This window comes from Treponema sp., assembly GCF_017430385.1.
Taxonomy (GTDB): Bacteria; Spirochaetota; Spirochaetia; order Treponematales; family Treponemataceae; genus Treponema_D.
Genome location: NZ_JAFRNB010000094.1, coordinates 1 through 3,706, shown reverse-complemented (window position 1 = coordinate 3,706; position 3,706 = coordinate 1). Strand labels below are relative to the sequence as shown.

General features: G+C 44.8%; 2 protein-coding genes and 1 pseudogene. All 3 read right to left on the bottom strand.

Features of this window, described 5'->3' with window-relative positions; all coding sequences use genetic code 11:
* Positions 1 to 1,627: glycoside hydrolase family 65 protein (locus IJJ71_RS06445; RefSeq protein ID WP_486389617.1), on the bottom strand; the 1,627-nt coding region annotated here is incomplete at its 3' end.
* Positions 1,628 to 1,634: 7 nt separating this feature from the next.
* On the bottom strand, positions 1,635 to 3,422 hold the full coding sequence (locus IJJ71_RS06440; RefSeq protein WP_296846009.1) for an amylosucrase: 1,788 nt from the start codon (positions 3,420 to 3,422) through the stop codon (positions 1,635 to 1,637).
* Between the two features lie 49 nt (positions 3,423 to 3,471).
* Positions 3,472 to 3,706, bottom strand: a pseudogene (locus IJJ71_RS06435) (carbohydrate ABC transporter permease); the annotation flags it as partial.

Here is a 3,706-nt window from a genome sequence, read left to right as displayed (position 1 = left end):
TTTCCGCAATATTTTTCCAGCCTGCTTTTTCAGCCTCGCTGGCCTGCTTGCCTGAACGTACCACAGAAATCTCAAGATTTTCCCGCGCCATAAAGTTTGTAAAAGCGTTATTGTTTACGATTGCTGTGTATTCGTCCGGGCCTGTTACATCGTTGATGCAGAATTTATTTCCCTTGTGAGGAATAAAGTCGCCAAGGCTTTCCCACATGCGGGCTGTCTGAGCACACATTTTTTCTACTGCCGCCTGGTCAAAGCCCTGATCATCTCCGTGAGCATTCAAAAAGCGGTTGAGGGCAACAATGATGTCCGCATTAATGTGATACTGGGCAGTTCCTGCCGGGTAGTAGGCGCTGGTTTCTTCACCGTCGATTGTGCGCCATGGGTAGAGGGCACCTTTAAGGTTCAGCTCTGCCGCACGCTCTTCTGCCTTTGGCAAAATACGGCCGCGGTATTCAAGAAGCTTTTTTGCAACCTGAGGCGCTGTATAAGTGAAAACCGGGCAGACGTAGCTTTCTGTATCCCAGAAGAAGTGGCCTTCATAGCCTTCGCTGGTAAGACCCTTAGCACCGATGGCCGCCTTACCTGTACGGCAGGCTGACTGCAAAAGGTGGAAAAGACTGAAATGCAGGGCTTCTTCGCTCTTTTCGTCCCCGTCAATTTTGATTTTTGCAACATTCCAGAAATCAGAAAGGAAGTCTTTCTGTTCTGTTACGGCTGCATCAAAACCGCTGGCCGCAAATGCCCAGCATTCTTTTTCTGCCTGATTTGCAAGTGCTTTTATATCGCCACCGTCAGATTCGCTCTGCCAGCAGTAAGTTATGTATTTTTCAAGAATTATTTCTTTTCCGGGCTGTAAAACAGCCTTTGTAAAAACGTAAGGAATTTGGTCATTTTCAAATAAAAATCCTTCATTTTTAACGAATTTTTGCGAAATTTCTTCGATTTTTGCCAAATTCTGCACATTTCCGCTCAAAAAAAGTCCCGATTTTGCGGTTTTTGCATCAAAAGTGATTTTTGCATTTTCACAAGGCTTTCCGCAAATTTCTACATTTTTTGAAAGAATTTCCAGCGGTTTGTGGCGGAATTTAGCCCCGATTCTTGGGTCATCTTCCGCAAGAATATTTCCCGCAGAAATATCTACGGCGCTGGCAATTTCAATTTCAAGCGCCGCATTTCCTGTATTTTTTACGCAATAACGGATTGCGGCGCAGTTTTCATGCTTAAAAGAAACAAGACGCTCGCTGTGCAGGTGGATTTTATCATTGCCCTTTTCCCAGTCACATTCGCGGGTAAGAAGACCTTTTTCCAGATCTGTGGTCAACGTATTCGATGTGCATTTTCCACTGCTTCCATCGATTGCAAAAGGAGCGCCGTTTACCCGCATTTCAATTCTTTTTGCATCAGGAAGATTCAAAATTGTTTCGTGATTTTTTGCATAGCCGTAGGCAGTTTCGCCGTAAAGAATACTTTCCTTATCAAAAAATCCGTTTATGTAAGTTCCTTTATGGAAGGTGCCGGCTTTTTCTTCTGTGTCGCCGCGCATACCAATATTGCCGTTGCCCAGCGTAAAAAGAGTTTCGTTACGCTGAACGCTGTCTTTTCCAAATTTATCTGTCTTAAAAATCATATTTCCTCTACAAATTTTCGCTTAGCCAGCGGACTTCGTATGGGCCTAGCTGCTGAGCATAGAAGTTTTCGTATTTCTGGCCGGTAAGAAGGTCTGTGCTTTCTTTTGACCAGGCGCCGATTTTGAAGGCGGCCGGCCGCTCGCTGAAGTTAGCTACTACGTGAATTGTTCCCCGGCGGAAAGCAAAAACAGCAGAATCCTGAGTGTCATAGAAAGTGATTTCTGTGCCGCCCAGCATTTTTTCTGCCTTACGAAGCTTAATTGCCTTCTTTACAAAATCAAAAACTTCCTTCTGAGCCGGAATCAATTTTCCCTTCCAGTCAGTTTTAAGGCGGTGAACCCAGCGCGAATCATCTTTCTGTTCGTCACGCTCGCGGTAAGAATAATCATTGAATACAGCCTTTTCATCATTTGCGTACAAAAGCGGAATGCCCGGCAATGCAAAAACAACAGCGTACATCATTTTAATTCGGGCAAGAGCCATTTTTTCAAGTAAATCGTTTTTTAGAGTCTGAGCCTGTTCCAAACCCGCAAGGCTGGCCATAGTTCCGCAGATTCGGCAGTCACCAGTTGTCGGGTTCAGCTGGAAAGGCTCACCGGCACTAAAGGTTCCTTCAAAGCGGCCTGTAAAGAAGCGGTTAAGGAACTGGCGGTGGGTAAAGCCGTTAATGCCAAGACTAGCAGCATCTTCATCACTGAAGGTCCAGCCGATATCATCATGACAGCGGATATAATTTACCCAGGTACAATCGCCCGGAATATACCAGCGTTTTTTAAGAGAAAGATTTAATAAACGTGTGTCGCGGGTAGCAACCGTTGACCACAAAAGAGCCATCTGCAGCGGATTATAGCTGATGGCGCATTCATCCTTGTGAATATACTGAACAACCTGGTCCGGATGAACAATCGCCTCGCTTTTGAAAACAAGAGAAGGACAGGCAATTCGTGCTACATACTGGAAAGCCTTAATCAGCGTGTGGGCCTTTGGAAGGCTTTCGCAAACAGTACCCTTTTCCTTCCATACAAAGGCAAGAGCATCAAGACGAAGTACATCTACACCAAGGTTAGCAATACTCAGCATTTCCTCGCACATGGCAAGGAAAACTTCCGGGTTAGAATAGTTCAAATCCCACTGGAAGGAATTGAAGGTTGTCCACACCCAGATATCCTGTTTTTCCAGATAAGTGAAAGAGCCTCGGCGCACGGTCGGGAAAATCTCGCGTAAATTGCGGTTCCAGTCGTCAACCTCAGCCGTGTCTTTGTACATGTAATAATAATTCATGTACTTTTTGTCGCCTTTTTTTGCCTTAAGAGCCCATTCATGCTCATCACTTGTGTGATTGAAGACAAAATCGAGTACCAGACGGATTCCTTTTTTGTGGAATTCATCTGCTACGAATTTCAAATCTTCAATTGTTCCAAGGCGAGGCTGAACTTTACGGTAAGAAGAGATTGCATAACCGCCGTCATTTTCTCCCTTAGGGCAGTCAAAAAGCGGCATAAGGTGAACGTAATTAACACCCAGCTCTTCAAAATAAGGAATTTTTTCTACAAGTGCGCGCAAATTTCCGGCAAAGAGATCAACATAGAGCATCATACCTACTGTTTTTTCGCTCTGATACCAGAAATCTTTTCCGCTCTGGGCCGCCTTTATTGCCTCATCATCAAGTTTGACCAGGCTTTTTTCGCGGGCCTTATTTGCATCTGACATGATTTTTTCCAGACGATTCATAATCTGGTAAAAATCCCATCGCTTACCGTACAGGCTGAAAAGCAGCTCTGTAAGGTTTGCCATATTTTGTTCAAGTTGAGTGTTATACATATTAAACCTTTATTGTGTCTTATTAACCTTTTACCGAACCTGCAAGAAGTCCGCGTACAAAGAATTTCTGCAATCCAAGGAATACACAAAGCGGCAGAATCAAAGAAACGAAGGCGCCGGCTGTAAGAAGATGCCAGTCAGTTCCACGGGTTCCAGCCATATTCATAAGGCGAACGGTTACAACTTCAAGATTCTGTCCGACACCGCCGCGGGCACCGCTGAGGAATACCAGGGCAACAAGCATATCATTCCAAACC

Excerpts from the sequence above, each read along its gene's own strand:
- IJJ71_RS06440 (WP_296846009.1), bottom strand. The coding sequence starts at position 3,422 with ATGGCAAACCTTACAGAGCTGCTTTTCAGCCTGTACGGTAAGCGATGG.